Genomic DNA, 2,370 nt, shown 5'->3' with positions numbered 1-2,370 from the left:
ATCGCCGAAGGCGACGCGGAGTGCCCTTTACTCGGCTCGTGGAAGCACGACACTGGCCAAGAAGCGGGCGGCCTCGACAGTTCCTCTCGACTCCCGGCTCACCTCGCCCAACTCGGCTTCCAGACCTCCCCCTCCGTCAGCCCCGGGCGCGTCGCCAGTAGATGGTCGCGCAGGGCGGCAAGGCCCGGATGCGGATTGTCGGTGCGCCAGAGCAGGGAGTGCGGGTAGACCGGGGTCGGGTCGCGCACTGGGACGAGGCGCAGGTCGTGGTCGGCCGGCCAGACGAGGGGGGTCCGTTCGCTGAGGAAGGTCGCCAGGGTCGGGGAGGCCGCAACCGTGTCGAGGAGGGCCTCCACACCGAAGTTGGGGCCGATCGTGTCGATGTCCGGGCCGAAGGTCTCGGCGAGTTCGTCGTAGTAGGCCGACCACTCCGTGCCGGGCGCGTTGCCCGGCATCCAGATCCGGTGCCCGGCCAGTTGCGCGGGTGTCACCGAAGCGGCGCGGGCGAACTCGTGGTCGGGGCCGACACAGAGACGCAGCGGCTCGTCGAGGACCGGGACGGTCTCGACGCCGTCGGGGAGCCTGCGCCCGGGCATGGTGACCGCACGGAGCGTGGCGTCGACGGCCCCGTCCCGCACGGCGGCCACGGCCGTGTCCGCGTCGAAGAGCGTGACGACGTCCAGGGCGATCTCCGGGTGCGCCCGGTGGAAGTCCCGTACCAGTCCTGCCGTGGCGGCCCGGCGCCCCACGACGTCCACCCGCAGCGCGCGTTCCCCGGGGCGCACGGCCGCCACCGCCCGCTCCTCCGCCTGGAGCAGGGCCCGGGCGTGCGGCAGGAGCACCTGCCCGTCGATGGTGAGCTCCGCGCCACGCGGTGTACGCACCAGCAGCCGCACCCCCAGGTCCTTCTCCAGCGCGGCGATGCGCTTGGAGACCGCCTGCTGGGTGAGCGACAGGTCCACGGCGGCCTTCTGGAACTGCCCGGCATCGGCGATCGCGAGGAAGGCGCGTACGGCTTTGAGGTCCACGGCGACACGGTACGCGTAACAACCTGCAGTTGTTGCCAGAACGGCCTGGGCGGTTGGCTGGGTGGTTGAATCCAGCAGTTCACAGCCACCGGTCGTTGATCTGCACAACCAAACGGAGTATTCGATGCGCCCGGCTCACTTCTTCTTCACGCCCTCCTGCCAGATCAGCTTGGCGATGTTCGGCTTCACCGCCGTGGTGATGACGCCCATGGCCGTACGGACGTACCGCCGTTCCTCAAGCTCGCGCAGCATGCTCGCGGCGAGGTCGGTGCGGGCGGTGAAGACGCCGTCAGCGCTGGTCTCGGCGGCGTGGTAGTCCGTGACGACGGGGTGCTCGAAGAGGCCCGAGGGCCGGACGAGGGTCCAGTCGAGGTCGGTCCGGCGGATCACGACCTCCATGCGGCGCATGTCCTCGTGGAGGGTGCGACCGAGGCGTCGGTTCACCAGCGGATCGAGGACATGGTTGAAGAAATGGGCACCGGTGGGGCGCCAGTTCGGGTCGGCGATGCTGGAGCTGACGGCGAGGAACCGCTTGATGCCCTGGCGGGTCATGGCCCCGGTGATGGCCGTGGCGCTCGCCGAGTACGTGGTGATGGTCTCCTTGCTGAAGCGCGCGCCCAGCGCGGACAGGACGGCCTCCGTGCCGCCGATCGCGGCGTCGACGGCCGCCGGGTCGGTGGCGTCGGCGACGGCCACGGCGAGGCCGGGCCGCTCGGAGAGGGAGCCGGGGCGGCGGGTCACCGCGACGACCTCGTGGCCGGCGGCGAGGGCCTGGTCGGTGAGGTGGCGGCCGGTCGGTCCGTTGGCGCCGAAGACTGCGATACGCATGGTGTCGGGTCATCCCTTCGTGTGGCTCCCGGAATGCCCTTGACTGTGCCGATCAGGAAACGCAGGCTCAACGCTGATGAATAACGCCGCCCCTGCCCTCGCCCGCACCCGAGGCCGCCCCCGGGGCAACCCGCCCACCCGCGCGTCGATCGTCTCGGCGGCCCGTGCGCTGTTCCTGGAACGTGGCTACCGGCGCACCACCGTGCGCGCGGTGGCCGGGGCCGCCGGGGTCGACCCGGCGCTGATCGCGTACCACTTCGGTTCGAAGAAGGGCCTGTTCGCGGACGTGATGCAGTTCCACTGCGCCAGTGCGCTGGCGGTGGACGACGTCCTCGGCGGCGACCCGGCCACCCTCCCCGACCGTCTGATCGACGCGGTGACGGACCTGTGGGAGAACGCCGACTTCCTGCAGCTCACCACCCAGGGCGACGAGGCCGCCGAGGTGATCCGCGAATACCTGGAACGCGAGCTGCTGACCCGGCTTGTTGAATTTCTCGGCGGCCTCGTCGCCCTG

3 protein-coding genes are annotated in these 2,370 nt (G+C 70.9%); 1 reads left to right on the top strand and 2 read right to left on the bottom strand.

All coding sequences use genetic code 11. From position 1 onward, the window contains the following. Window positions 1-98 precede the first annotated feature (98 nt). Both CCL05_RS13820 and CCL05_RS13815 read right to left on the bottom strand, forming a co-directional pair. Window positions 99-1,028 (bottom strand): LysR family transcriptional regulator, encoded by a 930-nt coding sequence (locus CCL05_RS13820; protein ID WP_086560793.1) that lies wholly within the window; start codon window positions 1,026-1,028, stop codon window positions 99-101. Window positions 1,029-1,163: 135 nt separating this feature from the next. Next, window positions 1,164-1,856, bottom strand: coding sequence for an NAD(P)-dependent oxidoreductase (locus CCL05_RS13815; protein ID WP_086560792.1), 693 nt, complete (start codon window positions 1,854-1,856; stop codon window positions 1,164-1,166). Window positions 1,857-1,932: 76 nt separating this feature from the next. Here CCL05_RS13815 and CCL05_RS13810 point away from each other — a divergent pair. Next, window positions 1,933-2,370, top strand: a 438-nt coding sequence (locus CCL05_RS13810) for a TetR/AcrR family transcriptional regulator (protein WP_143589878.1), incomplete at its 3' end; no start/stop codon positions are given.

The organism is Streptomyces africanus, from assembly GCF_002150735.1.
Lineage (GTDB): Bacteria > Actinomycetota > Actinomycetes > Streptomycetales > Streptomycetaceae > Streptomyces > Streptomyces africanus.
This window is presented reverse-complemented; position numbering and strand designations above follow the sequence as displayed.